This is a genomic window from Streptomyces sp. NPDC059499 (genome assembly GCF_042749285.1).
GTDB lineage: Bacteria > Actinomycetota > Actinomycetes > Streptomycetales > Streptomycetaceae > Streptomyces.
In genome coordinates, this window is sequence record NZ_JBHYTT010000003.1 from 116,003 (window position 1) to 128,828 (window position 12,826).

Genomic DNA, 12,826 nt, shown 5'->3' on the forward strand with positions numbered 1-12,826 from the left:
CACCCCGCCCGTACCAGCAGCACCGGAGGAGCTCATGCCCGAGCCCAGCAGGCCCGAACCCGTGATCAAGATGCGCGGAGCCACGGCGACGCTCGGTGCGCGCCCCGTGCTGCGCGGCGTCGATCTCACCGTCCACCGCGGTGAGGTCGCCGCGCTGCTCGGCGCCAACGGATCGGGCAAGTCCACGGCCGTGCGCTCCGTCATCGGCCAGGTCCCGCTCACCGGCGGCACCGTCGAACTGTTCGGCACCCCGCTGCGCCGCTTCCGCACCTGGGCCCGCGTCGGCTACGTACCGCAGCGCACCACGGCCGCCGGCGGCGTCCCCGCCACGGTCCGCGAGGTCGTTTCCTCGGGGCGCCTGTCGCGTACGAAGCTGAGGCTGCCGGGCAAGGCGGACCGGGCGGCCGTCGACCGTGCCATCGAGCTCGTCGGACTCGCCGACCGGGCCAAGGACTCCGTGAACGCCCTCTCCGGCGGGCAGCACCAGCGGGTCCTGATCGCCCGTGCGCTGGCCTCCGAGCCGGAACTGCTGATCATGGACGAACCGATGGCCGGCGTCGACCTGGCCAGCCAGGAGATCCTCGCCGAGACACTGCGCGAGCAGGTCGCCGCCGGTACGACGGTGCTGCTCGTCCTGCACGAGCTCGGCGCGCTGGAACCGCTGATCGACCGGGCGATCGTGCTGCGCGACGGCTGCGTGACGCACGACGGACCGCCCCCCGAGGCCCTGGGCCAGCACGCGCTGCCCGGCCACGACCACGTACACCCCCACGCGGCCTCCGAGCCCGTCCGGACGGGACTGCTGAGCTGATCATGGAATTCCTCACACCCCCCTTCATGCAGCGGGCCCTGATCGCGGCCGTCCTGGTCGGGATCACCGCCCCCGCCATCGGCATCTTCCTGGTCCAGCGCCGCCAGGCCCTGATGGGCGACGGCATCGGGCACATCGCGATGACCGGTGTCGGTCTCGGCTTCCTGCTCTCCACCAACCCCGTCTGGATGGCCACGCTCGTCGCCGTCGCGGGCTCGGTCGTCATGGAACTGATCCGCTGGTACGGACGCACCCGCGGCGACATCGCCCTGGCCATGCTGTTCTACGGCGGCATGGCGGGCGGGGTGATGCTGATCAACCTCTCCGACACCGGCTCCAACGCCAACCTCACCTCGTTCCTCTTCGGCTCCCTGTCGACGGTCTCCGAGGAGGACGTCCGCGCGATCGTCGTACTGGCCGCCTTCGTGGTGCTGGTGACGGTGGGGCTGCGGCGGCAGCTGTTCGCGGTCAGCCAGGACGAGGAGTTCGCCAGGGTCACCGGCCTTCCGGTGCGGGCGCTCAACCTGCTGGTCGCCGTGACGGCTGCGGTGACGGTCACCGTGGCGATGCGGGTCGTCGGCCTGCTGCTGGTCAGCGCGCTGATGGTGGTCCCGGTCGCGGCGGCGCAGCAGATCTCGAAGTCCTTCAAGGTGACGTTCGTCCTGGCCGTCGTCATCGGTACGGCCGTGACCCTGACCGGCACCGTGACCTCGTACTACCAGGACGTACCGCCCGGCGCGACGATCGTGCTGCTGGCCATCGCCGTGTTCATCGCGCTGACCGCGCTCGCCGCACCACTGGCCCGCAGGCGCGCCCGTGAACGCGGAGCGGACGGGTCCGAGTGCACCCTGGAGGTACCGAAGGCCCGCACGGCCACGGACGACGTCCATGTCTGACGTGTCGACCGTGCCGCCGGTACGGGCTGGCACAATGGCCCGACATACGTACGGGCGACATGAGGAGGCACCTGTGGCCACGGCGCCGATCAGTGGCACGAACGCGGCCCCGGTACGCGGCCGGTCCACCAAGCAGCGCGCGGCGGTCGCCGCGGCGCTGGACGAGGTGGACGAGTTCCGCAGCGCCCAGGACCTGCACGATGTGCTCAAGCACCGGGGCGACTCGGTCGGGCTGACGACGGTCTACCGCACCCTGCAGTCCCTCGCCGACGCGGGCGAGGTCGACGTCCTGCGGACGACGGACGGCGAGGCCGTCTACCGGCGCTGCTCGACGGGGGACCACCACCACCATCTGGTGTGCCGGATCTGCGGCAAGGCCGTCGAGGTCGAGGGGCCTGCCGTGGAGCAGTGGGCCGAGACGATCGCCTCGCAGCACGGCTACGTGAACGTGGCCCACACGGTGGAGATCTTCGGGACCTGCGCGGAGTGCGCGTCACCCACCGAGTAGGCCGTCCGCCCCGGAGGTCCTCCGGGGCTCTCCCCCGAAGGCTCAGACTCTCGTCAGGTGGCGGTCGAGTATCCCGCGCAGCCGGTCGACCGCGGCCGGGCCGCCGGCTCCGCGCTTGGCGAGCAGGGTCATCGCGGTGGCGTTGCGGTCGTCACTGAGCAGGACGAAGAGCTCGTCGGTCTCCAGGTACCGCGGCTGTGCGGCCCAGCCCACGGAACCACTGGAGTGGTCCATGGTCACGGTCAGGCCGTCCTCGTCCACCCGGGCACGGGACTCGCCCTGCCGCTTGACGTAGTTCCACACCTGACGGGCCATCAGCCACGGGGCCAGGAACATCAGCGGGCCCGTGATGCCCGCCAGCGCGTACATCGCCGGCGGGAAGTCGACCCCGAGCCCCGCCTCCAGTGCCACCAGCACGGCCGTCAGCGCCAGCAGCAGCACTCCGAGCAACCGGTGACGCCTGCCCTCCGCGCTGACCCTGCTGCGGGCGCGCAGCGCGTTCGTGCAGTCCCGGGCGGTCAGCCGGAATCTCAGCTCGACCGCCCCCCGCTCCACGACGTCCGGTTCCTGCGGCACGACCCCTCCCCTGCCCGACGGGCCATGATCGTACAGTCCGGTCAGACGGCCGGTCCCTGTCCCGTCGCCGCCTCCTCCTCGGCGCCGCCGAAACGGCGGTCGCGCCGGGCGAACTCCAGGCAGGCGCGCCACAGGTCCCGGCGGTCGAAGTCCGGCCACAGGACGTCCTGGAAGACCATCTCGGCGTACGCGCTCTGCCAGATCAGGTAGTTGGACGTGCGCTGCTCGCCGCTGGGACGTACGAAGAGGTCGACGTCCGGCATGTCCGGGTAGTAGATGTACTTCGCGAACGTCTTCTCGTTGACCTTCGACGGGTCGAGCTTCCCTGCCGCGACGTCCTGCGCGATGCGCTGCGCGGCGTCGGCGATCTCGGCCCGGCCACCGTAGTTGACGCAGAAGTACAGCGTCATTTTGTCGTTGTCCTTCGTCTGCTCCTGGGCGACCTGGAGCTCCTGGACGACGGACTTCCACAGCTTCGGCATGCGGCCGACCCAGCGGATCCGGATGCCGAGCTCGTCCATCTCGTCGCGGCGGCGGCGGATGACGTCGCGGTTGAAGTTCATCAGGAACTTCACCTCGTCCGGCGAGCGCTTCCAGTTCTCGGTGGAGAAGGCGTACAGCGAGAGGTTCTTGACACCCATCTCGATGCAGCCCTTGAGGACGTCCATGACGACGCCCTCGCCGACCTTGTGGCCCTCGGTCCGCGGGAGGCCCCGCTCCTTGGCCCAGCGGCCGTTGCCGTCCATCACGACCGCGACGTGCTTGGGAACCAGCTCGCCGGGGATCTTCGGCGGGGTGGCGCCGGAGGGGTGCGGCTCGGGGGTCTTGTACTCGCGCCGGCTACGGCCACCGAGAATCCCGCGTACTGCCATGAGCTCTCTCGTCTCCCTGTGTCACTTCTCTACGTACCGCAGCGAGCGCAGCCCGCGCTCCAGATGCCAGTGCAGATAGGCGGACACCAGTCCGCTGCCCTCCCTGACATGACGCGCCTCGGACGCGTCCGCCGTCTCCCAGTCACCGGTGAGCAGTGCGCTCAGCAGCTCGAGGGCCTCCGCTGAGGGTACGACGCTGCCGGGTACCCGGCAGTCGCCGCATATGACGCCGCCCGCCGCGACGGAGAAGAACCGGTTCGGACCGGGCATTCCGCACTTGGCGCAGTCGTCGAAGCTGGGGGCGTAGCCGTTGACGGCGAGGGACCGCAGCAGGAACGCGTCGAGGATGAGGTTCGGCGCGTGTTCGGCGCGCGAGAGGGTGCGCAGCCCGCCCACCAGCAGCAGGTACTGCTGGACCGCGGGCTCGCCCTCGTGGTCGGTGAAGCGCTCGGCGGTCTCCAGCATCGCGGTGCCCGCGGTGTAGCGGCCGTAGTCGGAGACGATGCCCCCGCCGTACGGGGCGATCGTCTCGCTCTGGGTGCACAGGGGAAGACCGCGGCCGATCAGTTCGCTGCCGCGCGCGAAGAACTGCACGTCCACATGGGAGAAGGGTTCGAGCCGTGCCCCGAACTTGGACTTGGTGCGCCGCACCCCGCGTGCGACGGCACGCACCCGGCCGTGGCCGCGGGTCAGGATCGTGATGATCCGGTCGGCCTCGCCCAGCTTCTGCGTACGCAGCACGACGCCGTCGTCCCGGAACAAGCTCATGCGCCCATTGTCGCCCACCGGGACGGCGGCCCGTCGGCGGTCCTCATTCCTGGTGGCTCGCGGGTACGACGAGGCCGGACTCGTAGGCGATGATCACGAGTTGTGCCCGGTCCCTGGCGCCCAGCCTGCCCATGATCCTGCTCACATGTGTCTTCGCGGTGAGCGGGCTGAGCCCCAGGGTCTCGGCGATCTCGGTGTTGTTCAATCCGCGCGCGACGAGGCCGAGGACCTGGCGCTCGCGGTCCGAGAGACGGTCCGGGCCGCCGGTGACGGCGGTGTCGGGCGCGCGGGGAGCGCTGAGCACCCGGGCGATGAGCCGTGCGGTCGGCCCCGGGGAGAGCAGGGCCTCGCCCGCGGCCACCGTCCTGATGGCGGCGAGGAGCTCGGCGGGCCGGGTGTCCTTGACCAGGAAGCCGGACGCGCCCGCGCGCAGGGCCTCCACGACGTGGTCGTCGGTGTCGTACGTCGTCAGCACGAGGACCTTGACCCCGGCGAGGTCCTCGTCGGCGGCGATGCGGCGGGTGGCCTCGATGCCGTCGAGCTCGGGCATGCGGATGTCCATGACGACGAGGTCGGCCCGTGCCGAGCGGGCCTTCTCGACCGCTTCGAGGCCGGTGGCGGCCTCGGCGACGACGGTCATGCCGGGGTCGGACCCGACGAGCATCGCGAAGGCGGCCCTGACGAGCGTCTGATCGTCGGCGAGCAGGACCCGGATCATCGTGCGGTCTCCCCTGTGTCCGCGGCGACGGCCGCAGGCTCCCCGGACGGCTCCCCGTCCCGTGGTCCGGGCAGCGGCAGCACCGCCGCGACTTCGAAGCCGCCCCCGGGAAGGGGTCCCACGGCCAGTGTGCCGCCCGAACTGCGTGCGCGTTCCCGCATCCCCACGATGCCGAATCCGGGCCCGGAGCCGCCCGTCCCGGAGCTCTCGCGCCCCGCGCCGTCGTCGGTGACCGTGACCCGCAGGGCCCCACTGCCGGGATCCGGTTCCACGGCGACCCTGATCCGTACCCCCGGCCCCGCGTGCCGCACGGCGTTCGTCAGGGACTCCTGAACGATCCGGTACGTGGCGGCACCGGTCGCCGGGGCGATCCCCTCCGCCTGGTCCGGTACGGAGAGCTCGACCGTCGCCCCTGCCGCCTCGGCAGCCCGTACGAGACCGGGCAGAGCGACCAGGCCGGGCAGCGGCCCGTCGCTCTCGTGGGAGTCCGCGCGCAGGACCTGGAGGGTGGTGCGCAGTTCGGCGCGGGCCTCCCGGCAGGTCCCCGCGATGTCGTCGAGGGCCCGCGCGACGGCTTCGCGGTCCAGGCGCTCGGGGTCGACGGTCAGGATGTGCGAGGCCACTGACGTCTGCACCCCGATGACGGTGATGCTGTGGGCCAGAAGATCGTGCAGGTCGCGTGCGATACGCAGCCGTTCCTCGGTGACTCGGCGCCGGGCCTCCTCCTCCCTGGTGCGCTCGGCCCGTTCCGCGCGCTCCACCATGGAGGCGACGTACCGGCGGTAGAACCGCACGTCCACACCGAAGAACAGCACGGCGATGATCCAGCCGGAGATCCGCAGCAGTTCGAGCCCCTGGTGGGCGTCGATGGCCGATACGACGGACACCATCGCGCCGAGCACGACGCCGCCGGTGAGCAGGGTGCGCAGCGGACGGCCGGTCACCGCCACGGTGTAGAGCACGATGAAGGTCTGCGGCATCGGTGCCGTGTGGGCGTTGTCCATCCCGTGGTAGGCCATGAGGACCGGGATCATCGAGAGCAGGACGACGACGGGGCTGCTGCGGCGCCACACCAGCGGGACGGCACTGGCCAGGAGCAGGACCCAGCCGAGCGTGTCGGGGACCCTTCCGTCGTCGGTGACGAGGGCGAGCACGACGGACAGCGCACCGGCGCCCCCCGCGATGAGGGCGTCGGTGCGCAGCTTGTGCGGCGCGTCCATGGGGTCGCGGTTGACGACGGCCAGGACGCGCTCGCCGCGGCGCGTGGTTCGGGTTGCGGACACGCTGCCATCCTCGGTCAGTTGCGCGGTCCCGTCAGCGGGTCGCTGTGAGTTCCGGTGTGCGGGCGCTGTCCGGGGCGGGCCTGCGGCCGAGTGCGCCCGGCCACCACACCCGGCGTCCCAGGGCCACGCTCGCCGAGGTGACCAGGTAGGTGCGGACGAGGAAGGTGTCCAGGAGCACACCGACCGCGATGACGAAGCCCATCTCGACCAGGGCCGTCATCGGCATGCTCGTGAGCACGCCGAAGGTGGCCGCGAGCACCAGTCCTGCCGAGGCGATGACCCCGCCGGTCGTGCGCAGGGCGGTGAGCGCGGCGGCCGTGGGTTCGGCTCCGGAGAGGCACTCCTCCCGCATCCGGTGCAGGAGGAAGATCCCGTAGTCGACGCCGAGCGCCACCAGGAAGACGAAGGACAGCAAAGGGAGTCCGGGGTCGGTGCCTTCGAGGCCGAGGAGCGGCTCGAAGAGAAGTCCCGCGATACCGAGCGAGGCTCCCCAGACCGCGACGACGGCGACGACGAGGAGCAGCGGCGCGACGAGGCTCCGCAGCAGCACGACCAGGATCAGCAGGACGGAGAGGATGACGAGCGGTACGACGAGCTTCAGGTCGCGGGCGCTGGTCTTCTCCAGGTCCATCTGCTGGGCGCTGGGCCCGCCCACGTGGCTGCCCTCCAGAGCACTGCGCAGGGCCGTGATGGTGGCCTGCTCCCCCGCCGATTCGGGTGGGTCCTGCGCGGTGACGGACAGCTCGGTCCAGCCGGCGCCGCTGCGGCCGCGCTCGGCGGCCGCGACGCCGTCGGTCGTACGGGCCGTCGCCAGCGTGTCGTCCGCCCGGCCGGTGGGGGTGATCACGGTGATCGGCTGGGTGGAGCGCTCGGGATAGGCGGCGGAGAGGGTCTCCATCGCGGTGATCGACTCGGGCTTGCTGGTGAAGGAGTCCTCCTGTTTGAGGTCGCCCGGCATGCTGAACACGCCGAGCGCGAGTGCGCCGAGCAGTACTCCTCCGGAGACGAGCACGGCGATCGGCCTGCGTCCGGCGGAGCTGCCCATCGCGGCGAAGAGCGACCGGCGCTGCTTGGGTGTGCTGCCGTACGCGGGAACGAGCGGCCAGAAGACGCGGCGGCCCAGGAGCACGAGGATCGCCGGCAGCAGGGTCATCATGGCGAAGAGGGCGCACAGCACCCCGACGGCCGCGATGGGGCCCATGCCCCGGCTGCTGTTGAGGTCGGCGGCAAGCAGGCACAGCAGCCCGGCCGCGACGGTGCCCGAGGAGGCGACGACAGCGGGCCCGCAGCCGCGCAGGGCGGCGGCCATCGCGTCGTGGGGCCGTGCCCGGCGGCCCAGTTCCTCGCGGTAGCGGGCCACGAGCAGCAGGGCGTAGTCGGTGCCCGCACCGAAGACCAGGATGGTCATCACCCCCGAGCTCTGACCGCTGACGGTGATGTCGAAGCCCTGGTTGAGCCCGTACACCACCGCCATCGACAGGACGTCGGCGATCCCTGCGACGATCAGGGGCACCAGCCACAGGAACGGGCTGCGGTAGATCACGATCAGCAGGATCGCGACAACGGCGACGGTCGTGTAGAGCAGCGGACCGTCCAGGGACCCGTAGACCTCCTGGGCGTCGGTCATCAGCGCCCCCGGGCCGCCGACCTCGACGCTCAGCCCACCGCCCCCCTCGGTGGTCCCGCGCACCGCGTCGACGAACGCTGCCCTGGCTTCCTCGTCCTGGCCCGGTTCGGTCGAGGAGACCGGGAACATCAGGGTCGTGCCGTCCTCGGACGGAATGCCCCGAGGCGTGGCGGTGAGGGTGTGGTCGCGTGCGACCGCGGTGGTCTGTTCGCCGGCCGTGGCCCGGTCGGCCGCGGTCAGTCCGCCGTCCCGGTGGTAGACGAGGACGAGGTCGGTGGACTCGCCGCCGGGCAGCGTGTCCTGGATCTTCGCGACCTGGGTGGAGTCGGCGCCCGCCGGCAGATAGTCGACGGCGCGGTCACGCTGCACGTCGCCGAGGCTGCCCGCGAACGGCCCCACGACGGCTATCAGCGCGACCCAGAAGGCGACGATCACCCACGGAACCGCCTGCCGCAGCCGCGACCCGCGGTCGGGCTGCGGTCGCCCGCTCATTTCCGTTTCGGCCCTCATGACGGGGCCCTCCCCTCCTGGACGGTGTCGGTCCTGTCCAGACTCCCGTCCGGGGAAGGCCGATTCGTCGCACGCGGGAGGGACATCACCGCTACTGCCGGGGGTGGCCCACAGCCTCCGGTACTCCCTGGGGAGTACCGCGGCTCCGGGGCCTACGAAGGCGTACGCGCGGCTGCCGCGAGCAGTTCGGCGGTGTCGCCGGGGCAGAGCTGGAGCGCGCCGCCCACCGTCGTCAGCACCTCGCGTTCGGCCGGGCTGTACGGGCCGTCGGCGAGCGCGATCCTGGCGCCCTGCAGCAGGACCGTCTCGCGTCCGGCCACGGCCAGGTGCGGGGCGAGCGGCTTCAGCACCTCGTGCAGTTCGATGGCGAGGGCGGCGCCGCAGGCCTCGGCCGCGGGGTCGGTGCCGTCGCCGTGCCCGGTGTCCGCCGCGAGCACCTCGACGATGGTGAAGAGCTGTTCCTGGGTGCAGTCGTCGAGTCCGGCGTCGCGGACGGTGGCCGCCGCGGCCTCCAGGACCGTACGGGAGGTGGTTCCGCCCGCGGCGAGCACGGCGAGCGTGACGGTGTGCACGGCTTCGCGGAGCATGGCGGAGAACCGGGTGGTGGTGGGGTGCTCGAGGGTGTCGGTCGGGAAGTGGGCCCGGCAGGCGGCGCATTCGATCACGGGGCCGGTGCCGCCGCGCCGCAGCAGCGGCAGGCCGAGCACGGTGAAGCGGTTGCGTCCGGTCAGACGCCGGTAGTTGCGGTCGCCTCCGCAGCCGGGGCAGAAGAACTCACCGTCGCCCGTGGTGTCCCATACGGTGCGGATGCCGCAGATACGCAGTCTCATGGCGCGTTGTCCTTTGGCTGACCGCACGTCGCACACCTCCGTAACGCTCCGGCAACATTGCCGCGTTGGACGTGATGTTAGCCACATGCGTGATGTGGCGTCAGTATCCCGGATGTCACAACACCCGGAGATGGCCGAACCCCGCCCACCCTCGGCGGGTGGACGGGGCTCCTGAACCGGGTGGTTCCGCGACTTCTCGGACGTATCTCCGAAGGGTCGCCGGAGCCGTCAGCGCGTCGCGCGGTTGACCGCGGAGACGACCGCCTTGAGCGAGGCGCGCGTGGTGTTGGCGTCGATACCGATGCCCCACAGCACCTTGCCGTCGATCGCGCACTCGATGTAGGAGGCGGCCTGGGCGCTCGCGCCCTCGCTCATCGTGTGCTCGGTGTAGTCCAGCAGACGCGCGTCGATGCCGATGGCCTGCAGCGCTTCGAAGAACGCGGAGATCGGACCGTTGCCGGTACCGGTCAGCACGGTGTCCGAACCGTCGACGGTCGCCTGGACGGTGAGCGTGTCCTTGCCGTCCGTGTCGGTCGTCGTCTGGCCGCTGCGGATCTGTACGCGTCCCCAGGCGTTGTCCGGGTTGGGCAGGTACTCGTCCTGGAACGTCGACCAGATCTGGTTCGGTGTGACCTCGCCGCCCTCGGCGTCGGTCTTGGCCTGAATGATCCGGGAGAACTCGATCTGCATCCGGCGGGGCAGGTCCAGCTTGTGGTCGTTCTTCAGGACGTAGGCGATTCCGCCCTTGCCGGACTGCGAGTTGACCCGGATGACGGCCTCGTACGAGCGGCCGACGTCCTTCGGGTCGATCGGCAGGTACGGCACGGCCCACTCGAGATCGTCGACGGTCACGCCCCGGGCGGCCGCGTCGGCCTCCATGGCGTCGAAGCCCTTCTTGATGGCGTCCTGGTGGGAGCCGGAGAAGGCGGTGTAGACCAGGTCGCCCGCGTAGGGGTGGCGCGGGTGGACCTCCATCTGGTTGCAGTACTCGGACGTACGGCGGATCTCGTCGATCTGCGAGAAGTCGATCTGCGGGTCCACACCCTGGGAGAACAGGTTCATGCCCAGCGTGACCAGGTCGACGTTCCCGGTGCGCTCGCCCTGGCCGAACAGGCAGCCCTCGATGCGGTCGGCGCCCGCCATGATGGCCAGCTCGGCGGCGGCCACGGCGGTGCCGCGGTCGTTGTGCGGGTGGACCGACAGGCAGACGTGCTCGCGACGGCTCAGGTTGCGGGACATCCACTCGAACCGGTCCGCGTGCGTGGACGGCGTCGAACGCTCCACGGTGGCGGGCAGGTTCAGGATGATCTCCCGGCCCTCCTCCGGCTGCCAGACGTCACAGACGGCCTCGCAGACCTCCAGGGCGAAGTCCAGCTCGGTGTCGGTGAAGATCTCCGGGCTGTACTGGTAGCCGAAGATCGTCTCGTCGCCCAGGATCTTGTCCGCGTACTCCATGACCAGCCGGGTGCCGTCCACGGCGATCTGCTTGACCTGCTCCTTCGAGCCGCGGAAGACCACACGGCGGAAGGTGGGCGCGGTGGCGTTGTACAGGTGGACGGTGGCGCGGCGGGCGCCGACCAGCGACTCGACGGTCCGCTCGATCAGTTCCTCACGGGCCTGCGTCAGGACGGAGATCGTCACGTCCTCGGGGATCGCGCCCTCTTCGATGATGGAGCGCACGAACGCGAAGTCGGTCTCACCGGAGGACGGGAAGCCGACCTCGATCTCCTTGTAGCCCATGCGTACGAGCAGGTCGAACATCTCGCGCTTGCGGGCCGGGGACATCGGGTCGATCAGTGCCTGGTTGCCGTCGCGCAGATCGGTGGACAGCCAGCGGGGCGCCCGGGTGATGCGGTTGTCCGGCCACGTGCGGTCGGAGATGTCCACTGCCTCGTACCCGCGGTACTTGTGGACCGGCATCCCGGACGGCTTCTGGAGCTGCGTCGCGTTGGTGACCGGAGTGGGCCCGTTGACGGGGGCGGCCGCATCGTCGGCGTTCACGGATGCAGCGGCGTTCACAGCGGGATTTACGGCAGTCATGGCGTAGGGCTCCTAGGAGGTCCAGCAGGGGCGGCCGACTGTGTCGCTGCAACAGCGAACTCCGCGGGGAGGGAGCCGGCCTACGACTACAGGCCCTCGCCGCGGCAGCTAAGAAGGAGCAGCCCGAAACGCATGATGCGGCAAGACTAACCGAGAGGCGCCTGATGCGTGGGTCCGTATCAGTATGCGGGATCGGATCACCGTGTGGGTAAAACGGTGACTCATCACTCTATTTCGTCAATCACTATCGCAACCAGTGACAGTGCGGTCACGGAGTGCCACAGTCATTTGCATGCAGCCTCGACCGAACAACGGGTTCCACCCCGTCTTCTGCACCATCGTGCCGCCCCATCTCCTCGACAAGCTGTCCCAGGCGGACGACCCGCGCCTGGCCGGCCCCGCACGCCGCACCCTGCGGGCCGACGCGGCCCGGCGCGACCGTCGCCGGATGACCGCGCTGGCCCACACCCCCGAGGTCCCGAGCACGTCGGACCCCGTCCCCTCCAAGCCGCACCGGACCCTGTACGACTGCCGCCACGGCACGGACCTGCCGGGCCACCTGGTCCGTGACGAGGGCGACGAGGCCACTCAGGACGCCAGCGTCAACCGTGCGTACGCGGGCCTCGGCGCCACCTTCGAGCTGCTCCTCATGGCGTACGGCCGCAGCTCGATCGACGGCAAGGGGCTGCCGCTGATCGGCTCCGTGCACTACGACGAGAAGTACAACAACGCGTTCTTCGACGGCGAGCAGATGGTCTTCGGCGACGGGGACGGAGAGATCTTCCTCGACTTCACCGTCGCCATCGACGTGATCGCCCACGAGCTGGCGCACGGGCTGACCCAGTACACGGCCAACCTGGTCTACCAGGGCCAGTCGGGCGCGCTCAACGAATCGGTGTCCGACGTGTTCGGCTCCCTGGTCAAGCAGTACTCACTCGGCCAGAGCGCGGAACAGGGTGACTGGCTGATCGGCGCGGGCCTGCTCGCACCCCGTGTCAGCGGGGTCGCGCTGCGCTCGATGAAGGCTCCGGGCACGGCGTACGACGACGACGTCCTCGGCAAGGACCCGCAGCCCGCGTCGATGGACGACTACATCGACACGGACGAGGACAACGGCGGGGTGCATCTCAACTCCGGCATCCCGAACCGCGCGTTCTACCTGCTGGCCACGGCGCTCGGCGGGAACGCGTGGGAGCGGGCCGGCCAGATCTGGTTCGACGTCCTGACCGGGGGCGCTCTGGCCCAGGACGCGGAGTTCGCGGACTTCGCCCGGCTGACGGTCGCCGCGGCGCGGAGCCGCTTCGGGGAGGGCGACGAGGCGGAGGCGGTGCTCAAGGCGTGGTCGGAGGTCGGCGTTCCGACCAGATGAGCGGGTAGGAGCCGGGCA

The 12,826-nt window shown here is 70.7% G+C and carries 12 protein-coding genes; 4 read left to right on the forward strand and 8 right to left on the reverse strand.

All coding sequences use genetic code 11. From position 1 onward, the window contains the following. Positions 1 to 34: 34 nt before the first annotated feature. From ACFW9O_RS09345 to ACFW9O_RS09355, 3 genes are all read left to right on the forward strand, one after another. Positions 35 to 811, forward strand: a complete 777-nt coding sequence (locus tag ACFW9O_RS09345; RefSeq protein ID WP_384606839.1) for a metal ABC transporter ATP-binding protein — start codon at positions 35 to 37, stop codon at positions 809 to 811. A gap of 2 nt (positions 812 to 813) precedes the next feature. After that, positions 814 to 1,707, forward strand: coding sequence for a metal ABC transporter permease (locus ACFW9O_RS09350; protein ID WP_351175302.1), 894 nt, complete (start codon positions 814 to 816; stop codon positions 1,705 to 1,707). A 73-nt stretch (positions 1,708 to 1,780) separates the two neighbouring features. Then, positions 1,781 to 2,215, forward strand: coding sequence for a transcriptional repressor (locus ACFW9O_RS09355; protein WP_329211248.1), 435 nt, complete (start codon positions 1,781 to 1,783; stop codon positions 2,213 to 2,215). Positions 2,216 to 2,257: 42 nt separating this feature from the next. Here the strand turns inward: ACFW9O_RS09355 and ACFW9O_RS09360 are convergent, their stop codons facing one another. The 8 genes from ACFW9O_RS09360 to leuA all read right to left on the reverse strand — a co-directional run bounded on the left by ACFW9O_RS09360 (position 2,258) and on the right by leuA (position 11,439). Further along, positions 2,258 to 2,791: a hypothetical protein gene (locus ACFW9O_RS09360; protein ID WP_384606841.1), complete on the reverse strand. Its 534-nt coding sequence runs from the start codon at positions 2,789 to 2,791 to the stop codon at positions 2,258 to 2,260. 41 nt (positions 2,792 to 2,832) lie between these two features. Continuing rightward, on the reverse strand, positions 2,833 to 3,663 hold the full coding sequence (locus tag ACFW9O_RS09365; RefSeq protein WP_329211247.1) for an isoprenyl transferase: 831 nt from the start codon (positions 3,661 to 3,663) through the stop codon (positions 2,833 to 2,835). Between the two features lie 21 nt (positions 3,664 to 3,684). Beyond that, entirely contained in the window at positions 3,685 to 4,431 is a 747-nt protein-coding gene (recO, locus tag ACFW9O_RS09370; RefSeq protein ID WP_329211245.1) for a DNA repair protein RecO, read from the reverse strand. A gap of 43 nt (positions 4,432 to 4,474) precedes the next feature. Continuing rightward, complete coding sequence (locus tag ACFW9O_RS09375) at positions 4,475 to 5,149, reverse strand: response regulator transcription factor (RefSeq protein WP_351175308.1); 675 nt, start codon at positions 5,147 to 5,149, stop codon at positions 4,475 to 4,477. Further along, on the reverse strand, positions 5,146 to 6,369 hold the full coding sequence (locus ACFW9O_RS09380; protein ID WP_384607838.1) for a sensor histidine kinase: 1,224 nt from the start codon (positions 6,367 to 6,369) through the stop codon (positions 5,146 to 5,148). The genes ACFW9O_RS09375 and ACFW9O_RS09380 overlap by 4 nt, the downstream gene beginning before the upstream one ends. Positions 6,370 to 6,463: 94 nt before the next feature. After that, complete coding sequence (locus ACFW9O_RS09385; RefSeq protein ID WP_384606845.1) at positions 6,464 to 8,569, reverse strand: MMPL family transporter; 2,106 nt, start codon at positions 8,567 to 8,569, stop codon at positions 6,464 to 6,466. A 152-nt stretch (positions 8,570 to 8,721) separates the two neighbouring features. Beyond that, the gene (locus ACFW9O_RS09390) at positions 8,722 to 9,399 is read right to left on the reverse strand and encodes a TerB family tellurite resistance protein (protein ID WP_351175314.1); all 678 of its coding nucleotides are present in this window, start codon (positions 9,397 to 9,399) and stop codon (positions 8,722 to 8,724) included. A 228-nt stretch (positions 9,400 to 9,627) separates the two neighbouring features. Continuing rightward, positions 9,628 to 11,439 (reverse strand): 2-isopropylmalate synthase, encoded by a 1,812-nt coding sequence (leuA, locus tag ACFW9O_RS09395; protein ID WP_384606849.1) that lies wholly within the window; start codon positions 11,437 to 11,439, stop codon positions 9,628 to 9,630. A gap of 292 nt (positions 11,440 to 11,731) precedes the next feature. Here leuA and ACFW9O_RS09400 point away from each other — a divergent pair, with 292 nt between their 5' ends. Continuing rightward, positions 11,732 to 12,808 (forward strand): M4 family metallopeptidase, encoded by a 1,077-nt coding sequence (locus tag ACFW9O_RS09400; protein ID WP_351175318.1) that lies wholly within the window; start codon positions 11,732 to 11,734, stop codon positions 12,806 to 12,808. The last annotated feature ends 18 nt before the right edge of the window (positions 12,809 to 12,826 follow it).